This is a genomic window from Carboxylicivirga caseinilyticus (assembly GCF_050589785.1).
GTDB lineage: Bacteria > Bacteroidota > Bacteroidia > Bacteroidales > Marinilabiliaceae > Carboxylicivirga > Carboxylicivirga caseinilyticus.
On record NZ_JBNGOX010000007.1, the window covers coordinates 42,105 to 59,845 of the forward strand.

General features: G+C 36.2%; 12 protein-coding genes. 5 read left to right on the forward strand and 7 right to left on the reverse strand.

All coding sequences use genetic code 11. From position 1 onward, the window contains the following. Window positions 1-12: 12 nt before the first annotated feature. On the forward strand, window positions 13-921 hold the full coding sequence (locus ACRD62_RS05480; RefSeq protein WP_430819125.1) for a helix-turn-helix domain-containing protein: 909 nt from the start codon (window positions 13-15) through the stop codon (window positions 919-921). Window positions 922-1,010: 89 nt separating this feature from the next. Beyond that, complete coding sequence (locus ACRD62_RS05485; RefSeq protein ID WP_430819126.1) at window positions 1,011-3,869, forward strand: bifunctional fucokinase/fucose-1-phosphate guanylyltransferase; 2,859 nt, start codon at window positions 1,011-1,013, stop codon at window positions 3,867-3,869. A 76-nt stretch (window positions 3,870-3,945) separates the two neighbouring features. Here the strand turns inward: ACRD62_RS05485 and ACRD62_RS05490 are convergent, their stop codons facing one another. The 5 genes from ACRD62_RS05490 to ACRD62_RS05510 form a co-directional block, all read right to left on the reverse strand. Then, window positions 3,946-5,901, reverse strand: coding sequence for a DUF3857 domain-containing protein (locus ACRD62_RS05490; RefSeq protein WP_430819127.1), 1,956 nt, complete (start codon window positions 5,899-5,901; stop codon window positions 3,946-3,948). Window positions 5,902-5,993: 92 nt separating this feature from the next. Beyond that, on the reverse strand, window positions 5,994-7,916 hold the full coding sequence (locus ACRD62_RS05495) for a transglutaminase-like domain-containing protein (protein WP_430819128.1): 1,923 nt from the start codon (window positions 7,914-7,916) through the stop codon (window positions 5,994-5,996). Window positions 7,917-7,921: 5 nt separating this feature from the next. Then, entirely contained in the window at window positions 7,922-11,185 is a 3,264-nt protein-coding gene (locus ACRD62_RS05500) for a tetratricopeptide repeat protein (RefSeq protein ID WP_430819129.1), read from the reverse strand. Window positions 11,186-11,490: 305 nt separating this feature from the next. Then, window positions 11,491-12,375: a lysophospholipid acyltransferase family protein gene (locus tag ACRD62_RS05505; protein ID WP_430819130.1), complete on the reverse strand. Its 885-nt coding sequence runs from the start codon at window positions 12,373-12,375 to the stop codon at window positions 11,491-11,493. Between the two features lie 192 nt (window positions 12,376-12,567). Beyond that, on the reverse strand, window positions 12,568-12,936 hold the full coding sequence (locus tag ACRD62_RS05510) for a transketolase-like TK C-terminal-containing protein (RefSeq protein ID WP_430819207.1): 369 nt from the start codon (window positions 12,934-12,936) through the stop codon (window positions 12,568-12,570). Between the two features lie 368 nt (window positions 12,937-13,304). Between ACRD62_RS05510 and ACRD62_RS05515 the strand changes: the two genes are divergently transcribed. From ACRD62_RS05515 to ACRD62_RS05525, 3 genes are all read left to right on the forward strand, one after another. Next, window positions 13,305-13,541: a hypothetical protein gene (locus ACRD62_RS05515; RefSeq protein WP_319397361.1), complete on the forward strand. Its 237-nt coding sequence runs from the start codon at window positions 13,305-13,307 to the stop codon at window positions 13,539-13,541. 1 nt (window position 13,542) lies between these two features. After that, window positions 13,543-13,839 (forward strand): type II toxin-antitoxin system RelE/ParE family toxin, encoded by a 297-nt coding sequence (locus ACRD62_RS05520; protein WP_430819131.1) that lies wholly within the window; start codon window positions 13,543-13,545, stop codon window positions 13,837-13,839. A 173-nt stretch (window positions 13,840-14,012) separates the two neighbouring features. Further along, on the forward strand, window positions 14,013-14,972 hold the full coding sequence (locus ACRD62_RS05525; protein ID WP_430819132.1) for a toxin-antitoxin system YwqK family antitoxin: 960 nt from the start codon (window positions 14,013-14,015) through the stop codon (window positions 14,970-14,972). Between the two features lie 238 nt (window positions 14,973-15,210). Here ACRD62_RS05525 and ACRD62_RS05530 read toward each other — a convergent pair whose 3' ends face one another. Then, window positions 15,211-17,238: a transketolase family protein gene (locus ACRD62_RS05530; RefSeq protein WP_430819133.1), complete on the reverse strand. Its 2,028-nt coding sequence runs from the start codon at window positions 17,236-17,238 to the stop codon at window positions 15,211-15,213. Window positions 17,239-17,259: 21 nt separating this feature from the next. Beyond that, window positions 17,260-17,691: an RpiB/LacA/LacB family sugar-phosphate isomerase gene (locus ACRD62_RS05535; protein WP_430819134.1), complete on the reverse strand. Its 432-nt coding sequence runs from the start codon at window positions 17,689-17,691 to the stop codon at window positions 17,260-17,262. Between the last annotated feature and the right edge of the window lie 50 nt (window positions 17,692-17,741).

Below are 17,741 nucleotides of genomic sequence, written 5' to 3' on the forward strand. Positions count from 1 at the left end.
AACATTCAGTAAATGAAAAACTCCCTTCATCTTCCATACAAAGGCGACCCATCCGACATTCTTCAATACTTTCCTAAATACAATCTGCAAATACATTGTTGTCGATATTGGTGGCTTGAAAGATGGGAATACAGAGAGTTATCTTTTCCATACTGGAGAATTTATTACAATAATAAAAAAGGAGCTTTTATTACATCTGGAGATAAAACCATTGAATTACTTCCCAATAAAATTTATCTGATTGCACCAAACACCTCCTATTCCACCCATTTGTTTAATCATAAAATACCTACAAAAGGTTACGATTTAAAAGGTGGTAGAATAACCTCAGAATACCAATCCACTAATTCAATGACATCTCTTTATATTGACCACCTGTATATTCATTTTAACATTGGTTTCCCATACGATAATATTTCACCCGGTATCTTAACCTTTGACATTAGCACGCATTTAATGAATAAGATTAATATTATCACGAAACACCTTGGTATTGATAATAAAGAATTTAGTTTCTCCACCTTACTAACCATTCAATCATTAATTATTGATTTACTGGCAGAAGTAAATACAAAACAATGGGAATTACCCACTGGAAATCACCACATTCTTGAATCTCTAAACTTTATCGAGAATAATATTGGTAACCATTTAAGTAATCATACATTGAGCGAAAAATGCAGGTTAGCAACTAATACATTCACTCGATTATTCAAGCAAGAGACAGGAATGTCTCCACAAAACTATGTGAGACAAAAAAGAATTGATAACGCTTGTATACTTCTGCATCACTCTGATGAAAGCATGGATGAAATAGCAATCAGAACTGGTTTTACAAACAGATATCATTTCACAAGAATATTTAAACAAGTAACCGGGATCTCACCTGCTAAATATAGAAAAGAATTTAAGATCAACTAAGCGTAAGCCTAAGACAATCTTCAATATTTACTTATCTTAGCACTTCTGTTAACCCTACTCTATCATTATAATTTATAGACTTTATTAAAATGCAATATCTTCTTTCTTTACCGGAGAATTTGGTTTCTGTTTTTCATGATATCACAAAGCATTCAGTTGAAAACTGGTTTGTAGCTTCCGACCCAGTGGGCACAAAAATTGGGTCTGGTGGTGGAACAGCACACCTGATAGCGGAACATATTAAAACCCGGAAAGATGCAAATCTTGGGAACTATCTCAAACAGGAAAAGAAGATAATTATACATGCGGGAGGACAAAGCAGACGATTACCAGCTTATGCTCCGGCAGGAAAGGTATTATCGCCCATACCTGTCTTCAGATGGAGTCGTGGTCAAAGTCTGGATCAGACTTTATTGGATTTACAAACCCCGCTTCTTGATAAAATGATGGAGGCATCCAATGAAAACCAAAACACTTTAATTGCCAGTGGTGATGTAATGATCTTGGCAGATGACCTGCCCTTTGAATTACCCAATGCAGATGTGGTTTGTCTGGGCATTTGGGTTGATCAACATCTGGCATCGCGCCATGGTGTATTTTTCACCCCCCGAAACAATCCGCAACAGCTGGATTTTATGCTTCAAAAACCATCCCACAACGATATTGAAGATTTAACAGGAAGCCATCTTTTTATGATGGATATTGGCGTTTGGATTTTGAGTGACCGAGCTGTTGAATTATTGATGAAGAAAAGCGGCTGGACCGGGAAAGGATTTGCAAACGACATTCCGGATTTCTATGATTTATACAGCTCGTTTGGAACCTGTTTGGGTGATCATCCTACACAAAACGAGGATGAAATAAATGACTTATCAGTAGCTATTCTGCCTCTTGATAAAGGAGAATTCTACCACTTTGGAACTTCGCGTGAATTAATTACATCAACCGAAAAAATTCAAAATCGTGTTCAGGATCAACGCAACATCTGGCACAACAAAGTAAAAGCACATCCTTCGCTCTTCGTACAAAATGCACTGACGGAGATCAGCTGGAACAACGAGCATAAAAATATATGGATCGAAAACAGTCATATCCCTTCTGGTTGGAGTCTGCATCATAATCATGTTTTAACCGGAATATCTGAAAACAACTGGAATATTGATATTCCTGCCGGAGTCTGCATTGATGTTGTTCCTGTTGGCGATGAACTATTGTGTATTCGTCCGTATGGTATTGATGATGCATTCAGAGGTGATTTATCTGATACTTCGACCTTATGGATGGGGCAACCTTTCAGCCAATGGTTAGAAGAGCGAAACCTGACACTTAGTGATATAAACTTTGAGGAAACAGCAGATCTTCAGGCTGCCAATATTTTCCCATTAATTAAGTCAGATGAAATTAGTGAGCATCTGATTAACTGGATGATTAACCCATCGAAGGACGAAGACATAAAGCAATTATGGTTACAATCTGAACGTTTATCTGCTGATATGATTAGTGCTAAGGCAAATCTTGCCAGAGAAGACAAACAACGAGGACTTTTCAGAAAAGAAAATCTCAAATTTTTAGCAAAGAATTACTCAAAAAGCGTGTTCTATCAGGCAGACCTAAAAAAAACAGCTAAGGAGTTTGCGTCAAATAACCTTGATGTGCCAAATATAAGCGAAGAAACAACATCTATGATGATTCGTTTTTCTGACTCTATGTTTCGATCAGAAGTAAAAAAGAATAAAGGACTGGAATATGAAAAAGATGAGCACCTTGCTTTTAAAATTCTTCAAAACGTCATAAAAGATTCATCAACATCAAAGGTAATCCCACAACTAAATATATATTCCGATCAGATTATCTGGGGCCGTAGCCCTGCTCGTTTGGATCTTGCAGGAGGATGGGCAGACACACCACCTTTCTGTATGCAATTTGGAGGAAGTGTTATGAATCTGGCAGTTGAACTAAACGAACAGCCACCAATTCAGGCTTACATTCGATTGTCAACAGAGAAAAAAATTACTCTTAGATCCATTGACAATGGGGTATCTGAAGTTATAACAACCTTTGAAGATCTGGCTCAATATAATGCTGTAGGATCGGCTTTCTCAATACCGAAAGCTGCTTTAAGTCTTGCTGGTTTTCACCCCGATTTTTGCGCACTCAAATATAAAAGCCTCGAAGATCAACTGAGCGATTTTGGAGGAGGCTTTGAAATATCGATGTTGGCAGCCATACCCAAAGGATCGGGCTTGGGAACAAGCTCCATTTTGGCCGCTACTCTTTTAGGTACTTTAGCCGATTTTGCCAGCTTATCGTGGGACCATCAAACCATTTGTCACCGCACACTTATCTTGGAACAATTACTAACAACTGGTGGTGGATGGCAGGATCAGTATGGTGGAATATTGCCAGGAGTTAAGCTATTGGAATCAGAGCCGGGAACTCAGGAAAAGATGAATGTTCGCTGGTTGCCTGATCAGGTATTTACCGGAACCGATTATAAAGAAAACTGGTTATTGTACTATACGGGTATCACGCGTGTTGCAAAAAATGTATTACAGGATATTGTGCGCGGAATGTTCTTAAATGAAGGACAGCGGCTACAAACTCTGCAGGAGATAAAACAACATGCCTACCGAACAGCCGATGCTATACAACGCTATGATTTTGAAGCAACCGGCAAGATGGTTAGCCATTCATGGAAATTGAATCAGCGTCTTGACTCTGGAGTTAATACTCCGGAAGTACAGAAAATTGTTGATCAAATTGATGATCTTGCCTATGGTCATAAGCTATTAGGAGCAGGCGGTGGTGGTTTTATGGTAATTTGTGCAAAGGACCCTGAAGCTGCAGCACGTATAAAAAATACACTGACAACAAATCCGGTTAATGACCGTGCCCGTTTTGTTAAAATGGATATCAGCCAATCGGGATTCAGAATTTCAAGGTCTTAGAAAACAAAAAAAATCGCCTCATAAAATTGAGGCGATTAATATTGAACCTTGGGTTCCTAAATTTTAATAGCGCCACCTACTTTGGCTCTAAAACCAGCACCACTTTATTAAAGTCAGCAGCCGCATTAACCACATTTTTAAATCCTTCGAAGTGGTTTTCAGTCACAAATATTTCCTTATAATATTCGTCAACTTTAACCTTATAAACCTGACCTTCATAAGTATATTGAGAGTCAAAAATAAATATGGTTTCGTCTCCTTCCTTTTCAATTACTGAAATCACAGAAGCTTCAGGATTCTTTATTTTATAACCATCAGGAACCGTAAATACAATTTCTCTGTAGTAAGAGCGATTAAAGTCGTTTTCTGCTTTAGGATTTCTTTCATCCTCGAAATACATTTCTGTTTGCGGACCAATGGTATTTCCCAAATGAAGGAGCAGTTTATTTCCGGCTTGTTCGACAAACGAATTGGTTTCAACAATTGAATGAATCACCATATCGGCATCATCCATTTTATCCTGTTCTGGCTGTGGCTTTGATAATTCCAAAAGACTAGTCTCTGTTTCAGGAGCTTCAATGGTCATCATATTCTGAAGAATATTCTTTTTTTGCTGTTCATCTGCCATATTATAAATCTGACTAATAAATCCACCACTTAAACCCTTAAATCCAACCCAGGCATCTACCTTGGCCTGAGCCTTATCCACATCAACCCCAACATTAATGTACATATTGTGATAATTTTCATCAGCACTACTTGGTTGGATATATTTGATTTTAGCTATGGCTGATTGAAAAGTGCCGATATTTACCAATTCAACAAACAAACCATAATTAGCCGAGCACATTCCATCGAAACAGCCTAATCGATAAGAATAACTGGACGGATCGATATACGTTACTGCATCCGGTAAATAAATCAGGTATTCTTCCAGATAATTCCATGATTGAAAATCCGGATCGAATTTTACATTATCCCGCTTTGAAGTGAGAACAATCTGATGATTGATGCCATAATAACTAAATAGTTTAGCTATCAAACCTGCCATACCTCTGCTACTGGTAACCTTGTTTTCGTATACAAACGAAATATTATCAAACTCAGGCGAATGAAACTCCTTAATAAATACATTTTTCTTCAGATAATCTTCTATATGAGCAGCTTTGCTAACATTATCGCCTTGCAAAGTTCCAATATCAGCAATCCACTTTTTTAATGTTTTTTCATCATTGTTCAAATACATCATCTCGTAGATACGTTGAGCTGCATCATCCCAAGTAAGCGACTGACTTTTACTTCTGCCCAGATTATAGTCTAATCGATAATCAATTCGTTGACGACGAGGTGTGTCATAATTGAATTTTTCACCTTTCAATGCATCAATATTTGTTTCTTCACAGATATAGCAATTACGTTCATCGTCCAACACCGAATGACTTATATCTGAAACTCCGTTATATCCTTTGAAATCATACAGAATGGTTTTGGGAGTAATCATCTCGAAATATGCCTGTTGCACCGGATATTTATATTGAAAATACAAGCGACCAAAGTTATCGGAACTGACTTTATTAATGACATAATACTCCACATCATCACCCTTTTCAATTCCGTCAATGGCAAAAATCTTATAGGCATTACCACTTCCTTCTTCTTTTATTTCTTTGATGTTGTTCTGATCAAATTCGACCACTTTCCCATTTGGTTTCACTACTCTGGCTCTTATCTCCTGTACATCTATCACATCTCTTAACGAAACTGAAATTTTATTGAAATTATTGATTGATTCTTCATTGTTTAGCCTGTATTTTCGATGTATGGTGTGTTTGCCTATTAGGTTTCCTTCTTCATCATGATAGTAATCCAGTCTTTCATCGAGTAAAAGCCCAACAACATTTTCGTTCATATATTCAGGTTCAACAGCTGAATATTCAGGTTTGGGCTCCCAAAGTGGAGTTACCTTATCTTTTGTATCAGCTAACGCTGTTACCAATGAGAAACTATAGGCTAATAATATCAGGTATTTCATCTATATAATTTTAATGTCAGATGGAACAGCCAAAGAAATTGGTAAATCAAATCTAATATGGCCGTTTCATTTGTATTGTTGTTAGCTTTATTCTAAATCTTTTTTAGTACTAATGTGGATCGGTACTGTTTTCTAAGTTTATTCACCATTTCATTCCAAGTATTCAAATCATCGCCAATCAGGTAAAAGAAATTAAACCTGATTGTATTGCTCATGATAACTTTATTATCCTGCTTCTCATAGGTAATATTAAAACTGCATAAATCAGAATTAAAATGAGAATCTTCAGGCACATAACTTACTTCATAACCCTCAGGAATTTCAAAAGCTGAGATGTATTTCTCAGTACAATAAAAATCATTCTGGATAGGTCCATAAATATTGCTGGTATCAATCACCATTTCCATATATGGTTTCTCCAAATGCAGATTCACATAAATTTCATCTTCGAAATGCTTGCAGTAATCCTGTAATTTAAATTCATAATCAATCTTGGCAGGTTTATCATGCTCAAATAGGTTATAAACCTTATAATCATCAACGTTGAATTTATTATTTCCTTTATTGAATAACCGGCTAAAACTTTTATCGTATTTATCAGCTTTAACACCATCCATAGCATAAGCCAACTCAACTTTATTAAAACCAGTATGAATTCTTTTGGCTTTTCCTTTTATAGTATCATTTTCAAGTGTAATATTCACTGAGTCTTTTATAACACTGTACTCTGCTGGTGAAACAGGCATTTCAACAATCTTATAATTTTTCTCATCCTGTTCAACCAATATTTGTTTACCCTGTATATGATAAGGAACAATTCCATAATCGAGGTATTTAAAGGTGCCATCCATCACAATAACTGAATCACCTTTCTGATATCCTGCAATCATGTGATTGTCAACCGAAGTTAATGGGGTTTCGGTATATTTGTATGGCAGATGACGTGTGCCCACCCAAACAAATTTCCCCTCTAAACCGGATAACAACAGCATTTTACGAATTAAGCTTGACATACCTTTACAATCGCCAAAACGCTTTTTAAATACATCAACAGCTTTCATTGGTCTAAAACCGTCATAACCATCTTCGTAAGCAATGTACTTAATGTTATTTTGAACCCAATAATATATCTGACGTGCCTTATCATCATCACTCAAACCTTTGGTCAGCTTTTCAACCAATTGTCTCAGCTCATTTGATTCATCAGTATTGGCATCAACAATATATTGATGCATATAGCCGTACAAATCATCTACCGTTCCAAAATACTTTTCTTTCTTGCCATTGAGGTTCACCTCTTTAATGTAGGCCATTATATGAGGACTAAATTGTCGTATTGAAAAATATTTACCACCGTAGTATTCGAAGCGATCAATTTTATTGACTTCCAGCTCAATGTAATTATACTTTCCTTTCGAATATTCCTTTGTTATCAGATTAAAACCATCAGTATTGCGAAGAAAATAACCAACATCAATATCACGGTTTATTTTCAATACCACCTTTGATTTTATTACCGGAATATATGACTGAAAATATGCACTGCGTAAAAAATGAGCATCGTTATATACAAATTTGTATTCAAGTGATGTAAGTGCTCCTTCCTTTAACGATGGAAATGAGAATTGTACCAGTTTTGAATCATCGTAAAACACACTACCGTCTGTATTGTGTGTTTCTTTGAAATTATCAACGGTTACTTTCTGATACTTATTACCATTGGGAACCATTGTGTAAGCATCCTTATCAACCAGCTGACAAAATGAACTGAAACTAATTAAATCGTTGGTAAACTCTTTTGAATACTCATTCAGGATTAACATTTCACGTTTCACAGTTTGAGTAACATTCAAACTATCATCAACAATATCAAATACAAATACTTCCTCTTTTTCAGTTATGACTGCATTATACTTCGAGTATTCTTTTTTTAACTTTTCAAAATCGTAGCTTTCTTTTGCATTGATGGCAACTGAAAGTACAATAACGATCATTAACAATAATCTCTTTCTCATGCTCACTAGCTTTTCACCTCTGTAAATCGTCCATTTATATAGTTCACCTTCCTGGTCACTTTTCCAGAAGAGTTGTAAAAGGTCGTTATTCCATGTTCATTATCTGATTTCCAGTTTATAGTCTTTTTAAGCTTACCGGTTTCATAGTATTGCTGTTCTTCCCCTTCTCTTAGATCGGCAATGCTGGTATATTTACTTTTCAATGTTCCATTACTGTAATACACTTCGGTAATTCCTTCGGACATTCCATCTTTCATTTCTTTTTTAAGCCGGAGCTGACCTTTACTATCATACTTTATAAGTCTTCCATTCTGCAGGTAGTCTTTATAATCTGAAATGTAGCTCTTTTGACCATTATCATAGTATGCCTCAATGGTAAAGTCTCCTCCTTTTACATATATGGTATCACACAAAGCACCATGTTTTTTATATTGATATCCAATTAATTCATCTGCATCATAAATTAATTTGATCATTAGTTCGCCGTAATCATCATATTGATAGGAATCTCCTTGTAACTCGCCAATAAAGTATTCTTCTTTTTCTTTCAGTTGGCCATTTTCATGCCATGATGTACAGATTGAATCTTTTTCGTCAGAATAATAATTACATATCATTTCCTTTGCACCATTTTCGTGGTAATAATCCCAAATCCCTGTCTGCTCACCATTCAGATATTTTCCTTTAGCTGCCGGTTTACCATTTTCGTAATAACGAACATAGTCACCTTCTGCAACACCAATTTCCATCATTCTTTTTGAAAGGACATTTCCACTAGGATAAAACCATGAAAGTGGTCCATTAAACATACCTGCCAATGTGTTTATCTCACAATTCTTAGACTTTCCATCGTCTCCCCAAAGATTGACAACAGACTCCTTAGCAAGATCTGTATAAGAAATAGTATCTCCATTTTCATTCAATTGTAAATAATCTAGAACCTTTCCCTGGAATAGCTTTCTCTTTTCAGTAAGTTTACCATTTACACCATATGAATAATCATATCCTACCGATTCTCCATTCAGATAATAGGTAAGACCTTCTAACTCTCCTTTAGAATTATATTTAAACCAGTTATCGTCGGTATTATTATTTTTATAATAACCTTCTGTTTTCACTTGTCCGTTTTTCTCATAAGCAGTGTATTTACCTTCCAGTTGTCCGTTAACATATGGAGTAACCACACTTATCTTACCATTTGGATAATACCTGATCATATCTCCATTCAACTGATCATCTACATATTCATATTCACTTTGGAGTTGCCCATTTCTATAAAACACTTTCCACTTACCAACTGATTTTCCTTTATTCAACTGGCCTTCGGTTAGTTTTCTACCGTTTATGTCGTAGGTAACAAAGCTAAAGGTTCCCTCATCATCTCCCGAAACAGCATACCTTTCACCATTGCGATTAATGGATGCTACCTTTACAATAACACCATTTTTATAGATTTCTTCGAGATATAACTCACCATTTCGATTGTAAAATGCCAGCTGCCCTTCTATTTCACCGTCAGAATTAAAGTTACGTATTGATTCAATTATACCATTATGATAGAAGACCTTATACACTCCATTTAATTTACCATCCACATAATTGGCCTTTGAATTGAGATTACCATTCCTAAAATAAAAGCTCCACGGACCATCCTGATTGCCATCTTTGTACATTCCGGTTGCATAAAGCTGACCATTCATAAAATATTCACGCGATAATCCATCCAGCTTTCCATCTTTGTAATATTCAACCAACGATGTATCGCCTGTACTGAAAAAGCGATAATAAGGTCCGTCTAATTCACCTTCTTTATAATTAAATTTATCTCTAACCTTACCGTTAATGTGATAACTTACTCCTTTGCCATTTCGAACACTGTTGGTAAACTCCACCTCGTCACTTTTCATTCCGAAATAATTATACCAGGTTACCAAACCATTTACTTCCCCGTCTTTATAAGGAATCTCTACGCTTTTATTTCCATTATCGAAATAACCTATGTAATAACCGTTCAACTTACCTTCAACATATGTTTCAGTCGACTCCAAATCTCCTTTAGCAGAGAAATATCTCCACGGCCCCACCTTTTCTCCTTTTTCAAAACTGCCCTTGGCCTGGAACATTCCATTCGAATAAAAGTACTCCCAAGGACCTGTTTCTTCATTCTGATCATTTACATCACCTATGGAATAAATCTTTCCATTGTCGAAATAAGCAAAATCATATGGTTTATCTTCCCCATCAAGATTTGCCTGTCGTTTTTGCTTTATATATGATAACTGAGATCCGGTTGAATAAAAAGCCTTCAGATCCTTCTCGTTTTTTGAGAAATATTTCTGTACTGATTCTGCATTAGTAGAAAGCAACAGAGTATTCAACAATGGCACCAAATGTCCACCTTGCTTGATCGATTGAAAGAAAGGATAATACATCTTTACCCAGAAATCATCCTGCATTTGATCTAAGGGAAGTACATCAAATACCATTTGAGTTTGCTTAACCAGATTGGCATTAAAATCGATTATTGAAGGATATCGATTGGTTAATACAATCTTCGCCTTGATATAATGATCAACTTCTTCGAATAATGAATTATCTATTATTGGCTCGATAAACTGCCCCATGGTAGTATCAAGGTAGTTTCCTGAAAAATTCTCAAGATAAACCAGCATTGCATTGCTTCGCTGACTATTGGGTTCGAGCGCTAAAAAAGTCTCCAGTGATAACAAAGCACGGGTGTACATCTTTTGTCGTGCAGCCATAATAGCCAGCATTCGATGACTTGAAGCATGATATGGATTGCCAGTGGCTGACTCCTGAAAACAGGCTAAAGCATCATTATAATTTTCCAATCGGTAGTAGGTAATTCCAAGATTAAAATACAACAATGGTTCAAAAGGAAACTTTTCAATGGCTTGTTTATACACAGCTATTGCCATATCTGTATCACCTATATTATCGTAAGCAGTTCCTTTGGTTCGCATCAGGTGCATAACATTATCACCTTTCAGCTTTAATCCCTGATCAGCTATCATAATGGCACTGTCATTCTCACCTTTTTGCATGTATGTCATGGCCAGTTCGGCGAGCATCCATTGGTAATTCGAGTCGTTTTCATGAATGGTTCTGAACTGACTGATCGCCAGGTCATACTTTCCTTCGTCATAGGATTTCATGGCTTCTTCCATTACTTGCTGCGAAGGAATCTGTTGAGAGAATGCTACTGAAACAAAAGTAAAGAATACAAGAACAAAAAATAATTTAGGCATAATAAATGCGTGTTTCTGTTATTAGTAATTACTAATCGCAACAACAAGAGATACAAATAAGAATCTACCTTCCACAGAAACAAATAATGTTACTTTACTTACCCTTACAAATATTTGACAAATTGTTATCGCAACATGTCGCTAATGCAAGTTGAAAATACATTAATTTAGTTAAATTAAAAATCACTTAGCTTATTTAGAAGAATTAAAAAGACGCTAAATGATGTACAAAATCATACCAAATATTATCACTTAGTAATTACTGTTTTATTAATATTTTGAATATGATGCAGAATATGAGTTAGCTATAATTCGCCTTCTCTCTTTTTTAATTTCCATCTACGATGGCTCCACAACCAAAACTGAGGTGCATATCTGATATTTTCTTCCAAAGCACGGGCAAATTCTTTGATTCCTCCATTATCCTTTATCCCATCCTCACTATTCGTAAGCTTAATAAAAGTTACTTCGTAATAGCCTCTTTTAACAACCTTAATAAATGGAAATAACAAGACTTGTCCTGTTTTGGAAGCCATCACTTCAGCCCCTTTCAAAAATGCGGTTTCTTTACCTAAAAACTGAACCCAACTTCTTGATGCTTTATAATAAGGACATTGGTCTCCAATAATCAGATTAAATGATACAATACCATCTCTTTTATATTGTAATATAGTTTTGTATCCATATTTAGATTCAACACATTTAACTCCAAAACGGCTTCGCATTCTCAATATCAATTCATCAAAAAATTGACTGGTTTGCTCCTGATACAAGGCTGTAAAACTATAAGGGCGCACTAACGGAAGACTACCAAACCACTCCCAATTACCATAATGAGCCGCATAAATAATTGCACTTTCATTATTTTGTTTTAACTCATCCAAGAGTTCTGGATTCGTTATTTTAAAACGTTTAATAAGTTGCTTGGGCGATATTGTTAGAGCCTTTAAAGACTCAAATACTAAATCGCAAAAATACTTATAGAAACCCTTTACGATTTGTTTTATCTCTTTCTCATCCTTTTCCGGGAAGACACTAGTTAGGTTACTTAAGATTATTTTCTTTCGGTATCTAATTACATAACATAAAATAAATGCACAAGCATCCGAAATCAAATAGAATATCCATAAAGGTATGTATGATAAAGAATATAATAATATCTCTAATAGAAAATTAAGAAACTTCTTCATTGTTTTTTCATTGAATAAAGCGCCGGATAAAATTATACTTATTAAATTCTCTATCAAAAAATCTAACCATGATTTAGTTTACTCCTAACAAAAAGACAAAAACAATGACCTATACATCAATCACTTCCGCATCAATAAAAAAAATAGCCGACAGAACATCTCCTGTCGGCTATCATAACATGTTTATCTAAATTAACCCAATAACGTCTTAACGTTTTTGTATACAGCATCAGCTGTAAAACCAAATTTCTCATCCAACACTGTGTAAGGTGCTGAATAACCAAAATGATCCAAACCAGCAACAAAACCGTCGGCACCAACTAACCCTTCTAAGGTTACAGGTAAACCGGCAGTTAAACCGAATTTAGCAACTCCGGCAGGCAATACTGATTGACGGTATTCTTTTGGCTGAGATGTAAATAATCCATCAGAAGGAACTGATACTATACGTACCTTAACACCGTCAGCTTTTAATTTTACCGAACCTTCAACCAAAGTAGCCACCTCAGAACCACTAGCCAACAAAATTACATCAGGAGTACCTTCGCAATCGTCAACAATATAAGCTCCTTTTGCAGCTTGTAGAGCTTCTTCGTAACGGTTACCTCCTAGAGCGTAATTACGTCCCGAGGCAACTAAACATTAATTACATTTATAGTGCAAGTAAAACTAGTTTCCTATCTGAAGCAGATAATTAACAATCAGTGCAAATACTAAATATTTAAACCATGCAAATTATGCGTGTTTTCTTAAAATCTTTGGCTTGTTGATTTTAATTAGGCAGCCACGCGAAAGATTCACAAGATAGCATTAGGGTTACCAGTTGAAAAATTTGGATACTCCTAAAAACTGGAATATCACCTCCTTTTACAGGAAACTAAAACTAAATATAAATCGTTAACTTTGTAACAGATACAAAATTGATTGCTATGAATCTTCAAGCTAAGAAACTGGAGTTAGTCCAGATGATATTAAATACGGATCAACCGAAATTATTGGAAAAGGTGAGCCGATTGCTTAAGCACCATAAAGAAACTGATTGGTGGGATGAACTGCCTTTGTCCGTTCAGCAAGCTATTGAAGCAGGTATTGAAGAAGCCGACCGAGGAGAAGTGACGCTTCATGAAGATGTTATGAAAGAGGCTCGACAAAAATACGGCTTGTAAGATGAAGATAACCTGGTCTGCACAAGCAAAGCTGGATTATTACAAAGTGTTGGATTATCTGCATGAAAACTGGAGTATTAATGAAGTTAAAAGCTTCATTGATAAAACAGAAGAAGTACTTAATGTTATTAAAAAACATCCTCAATCATTTACTGAAACATCACGCGTAAAGAATGTTCGAAAAGGTCTTGTAACAAAACACAACTATTTGTTTTATAAGGTTATGCTAAAAAAGAAGGAGATTATCTTGTTGACCTTCTGGGATACTCGACAGGACCACCAGAAACTTAAATACTAATTCAACGCTCGGCGTAATTTGTAATTAAGTTAAACTTATTAAGTAGTTTGCAACTACCAATGCTCAGGTTCATCTCATAATGTATCTTATTCACAGACTACTAAATAGATCAAAGGGTCAAAAACTTCGCTAATATATTCGACCAAAATCAAAAGAATTCAAAGATAATAAACATGAAACTAGCCTTTTTTTACGTCTTATTAATAGGTACAATTTCCTTTTCCTGCACAGAAAAAGGAAAGCCTCTGCATGAATATGATAGTAATGGAGTTTTAATTAAAAGCACTTACTTTAAAGATTCTCGCCCTTCAAAAATTATTAAATTCCATAATGACACTATTGTAGAAGTTATATATCTGGACAAAGAAAATAAAAAGCATGGCATCTGTTATAAAAAGAATCTAGGTGAAGATTATTATTCGGAAACGAATTATATACACGGCCAAAAACATGGAAACGTTTATGTTATGTTTGATGATGGAAGTCGTATAGTTCAGCCCTTTAATCATGGAGAAGTACATGGTATTGAATATTTTTACAATTCCTCAGGCAATATAGACTCAGAAATTTTTTGGATAATGGGTAAACCACTAATTGAAAAGGATATAACTTATCTTTCTAAAGGTGACAAGATATATTGCACTGCTTTTGAGAATAGAAAAGCAATGCAACAAATTGAAATTGTGATCGACCAAAATAAAACAATGGAGTTTTATAACTTGCTAGAACTTAACGACAGTGGGCATATTACGAAAAAAGTTCCTATTGGCAATTTAGATATTGTAGATGATACAATAGATACTACTAGTATCCATAATGCATATCACTATGTTGACATGCCTGATACAATTTATTTTGGAGACACTTTGATTGCTAAAATTAAAATACCAATTCCAAATATAAATGGGTGTATTATGAAGTTGAAAGTTGGAAAGTTAAAAAATGACTTAAGTCTTGAGGCTGGTTATATTGAATACACTTTTGAAAAAAACAGTTTGGAAGTCGAATTGCCTATTGACAACTATGAAGTTGGTTATAATTTAATTACGGGATATGTACAATTGGTGAAAGATGATGTATTAATAATGACGAATTTATTATTTGAAGATGTTATTGTACTTCCTGCCAAATAGATTGTAACATACGGTCCTTAACCCGCCCAAGTTTGCAACTTCGTCTGTTAAATAAGCAGTTGATAACTAATAATGCACAAGTATGCGTATAAGTTATAGTAGTCACACACTACTAAACATATCAAACGTAGTCAAAGACTTCGTTTAGCTGTTCTTCCATACAAATGTCTTGGCATTTTGGCACAAAAAAAAGCCGGTATAGTTTCCTACGCCGGCTTTACAAACATGTTTATCTAAATTAACCCAATAACGTCTTAACGTTTTTGTATACAGCATCTGCTGTAAAACCAAATTTCTCATCCAACACTGTGTAAGGTGCTGAATAACCAAAATGATCCAAACCGGCAACAAAACCGTCGGCACCAACTAAACCTTCAAGGGTTACAGGTAAACCAGCAGTTAAACCGAATTTAGCAACTCCGGCAGGCAATACTGATTGACGGTATTCTTTTGATTGAGATGTAAATAATCCTTCAGAAGGAACTGATACGATACGTACTTTTACACCGTCAGCTTTTAATTTAACCGAACCTTCAACCAAAGTAGCCACCTCAGAACCACTAGCCAACAAGATTACATCAGGAGTACCTTCGCAATCGTCAACAATATAAGCTCCTTTTGCAGCTTGTAGAGCTTCTTCGTAACGGTTACCCGATGCAGCTGGAAGATCAGTGATATTCTGACGAGAGAAGATCATTGCAGTTGGAGTTTTTGTATTTTCCAACGCCATTTTCCATGCTACAGTTGTTTCGATAGCATCAGCAGGACGAAGAACTAAAGTTGAATTCTCGCCGTGGTGGTTTTTCAATTTCTCCATCAAACGGATTTGAGCTTCTTGCTCTACCGGCTGGTGAGTAGGACCATCCTCTCCTACGCGAAAAGCATCGTGTGTCCAGATATATTTAACCGGCAATTGCATCAAAGCAGCCAAACGAACCGCTGGTTTCATGTAATCAGAGAATACAAAGAAAGTACCACAAGCAGGAATCACACCACCGTGCAATGCCATACCGTTCATGATAACAGCCATTGTTAACTCACAAACACCAGCCTGGAAGAAGGCTCCAGAGAAATCACCTTTAGTGAAAGCAGTTGTTTTCTTTAAGAAACCATCTGTTTTATCAGAGTTAGCCAAGTCAGCAGAAGCAACAATCATGTTTTCTACTTTATCAGCCAATACAGATAATACGGTAGCTGAAGCACCACGAGTAGCTGAGTTAGCTTTTTGCTCGATAGCGGCCCAATCGATTTCAGGTAATTTACCTGAGAAGAATTGGTCTAATTTAGCAGCTAATTCAGGATTGGCAGCAGCCCATTCTTTTTGAGTAGCTGCTTGCTCTGTAGCCCATGCTTTCAACTCTTCCTTACGTTTAGCGTAAGTTTCAGCAACCTCAGGGAAGATAACGAAAGGATTATCACCATCGCCACCTAAGTTAGCGATAGTAGCTTTGAAATCGGCACCAGCAGCAGAAAGAGGCTGTCCGTGAGTTGATGTTTTACGCTCGAAGCTTTCGCCTGCAGCAGTAACAGCACCTTTACCCATAATTGTTTTACCAATGATAAGGGTTGGTTTTTCTGTTTCAGCTTGCACATCAACAATCGCTTTGCGGATTTGAGCCTCATCATGACCGTCGATAGTCACAACACTCCATCCCCAGGCTTCATATTTTTTAGCAACATCTTCAGCAGTCACTTCAGCAACAGTAGTTGACAACTGGATGTCGTTTGAATCGTAATACATAATCAGGTTACTCAAACCTAAGAAACCTGCGATACGACCAGCACCCTGGCTGATCTCTTCCTGTACACCACCGTCAGAAATGAATGCATAAGTTTTATGAGCAGTCCACTCACCGAAACGAGCGGCTAAGAAACGCTCAGTAATAGCAGCACCTACTGCCATTGTGTGACCTTGTCCAAGAGGACCTGAAGTATTTTCAACACCACGTAACACGTCCACTTCAGGGTGACCAGGAGTTACGCTATCCCACTGACGGAATTGTGCAAGATCGTCTGTTGAGTAAAATCCTGACAACGCCAAAACACTATACAACATAGGTGACATGTGACCAGGATCAAGGAAGAAACGATCGCGGAATGGATTTGTCATATTTGCCGGATCGTACTTTAAGAATTCAGAGTATAAAATGTTTACGAAGTCAGCTCCACCCATTGCTCCTCCAGGGTGACCTGATTTGGCCTTTTCAACCATTGCTGCTGATAAAATTCGAATGTTATCAGCACCTTTTTGTGCAGCACTTGCCATAGTTCGATTCTTAGTTAATGTTTATAATATTTCAATTTTTTCTATTCTACACTGGTGTCTTCCACCTTCAAAGGCTGTATTTAAAAATGCTTCAATAATTTCGATACAAAGCTCTTTTTCAATGAATCGGGCAGGAACAGTACATATGTTGGCATCGTTATGCTGACGAGCCAACTGTGCAATTTCTGTTTTCCAGCAATAAGCTGATCGAATGTTTTTATGACGATTCAAACTTATATTGATACCATTACCGCTTCCGCAAAATGCCAGCCCTAACTGATTTACTCCATTCTCAACTGATTCTGCCAAGAGATGAGCATAGTCGGCATAATCACAACTATCTCCACTGTTTGTGCCATAATCATTCACCGTAAAACCTTTTTTCTGAAGGTGTTCTTTTACAAATTCCTTCATTTCGTATCCGGCATGATCAGAGGCTAATCCTAACACCATCTTTCAATATGATTTTTTAAGAAAAACCGGGAGAAGTTAATGGCTCCCGG

Bases quoted from the DNA above. Each gene is read 5' to 3' on its own strand.
- ACRD62_RS05495 (WP_430819128.1), bottom strand. From the start codon at position 7,916: ATGAGAAAGAGATTATTGTTAATGATCGTTATTGTACTTTCAGTTGCC.
- ACRD62_RS05505 (WP_430819130.1), bottom strand. From the start codon at position 12,375: ATGAAGAAGTTTCTTAATTTTCTATTAGAGATATTATTATATTCTTTA.
- ACRD62_RS05480 (WP_430819125.1), top strand. From the start codon at position 13: ATGAAAAACTCCCTTCATCTTCCATACAAAGGCGACCCATCCGACATT.
- ACRD62_RS05520 (WP_430819131.1), top strand. From the start codon at position 13,543: ATGAAGATAACCTGGTCTGCACAAGCAAAGCTGGATTATTACAAAGTG.
- ACRD62_RS05515 (WP_319397361.1), top strand. From the start codon at position 13,305: ATGAATCTTCAAGCTAAGAAACTGGAGTTAGTCCAGATGATATTAAAT.
- ACRD62_RS05500 (WP_430819129.1), bottom strand. From the start codon at position 11,185: ATGCCTAAATTATTTTTTGTTCTTGTATTCTTTACTTTTGTTTCAGTA.
- ACRD62_RS05485 (WP_430819126.1), top strand. From the start codon at position 1,011: ATGCAATATCTTCTTTCTTTACCGGAGAATTTGGTTTCTGTTTTTCAT.
- ACRD62_RS05525 (WP_430819132.1), top strand. From the start codon at position 14,013: ATGAAACTAGCCTTTTTTTACGTCTTATTAATAGGTACAATTTCCTTT.
- ACRD62_RS05535 (WP_430819134.1), bottom strand. From the start codon at position 17,691: ATGGTGTTAGGATTAGCCTCTGATCATGCCGGATACGAAATGAAGGAA.
- ACRD62_RS05530 (WP_430819133.1), bottom strand. From the start codon at position 17,238: ATGGCAAGTGCTGCACAAAAAGGTGCTGATAACATTCGAATTTTATCA.
- ACRD62_RS05490 (WP_430819127.1), bottom strand. From the start codon at position 5,901: ATGAAATACCTGATATTATTAGCCTATAGTTTCTCATTGGTAACAGCG.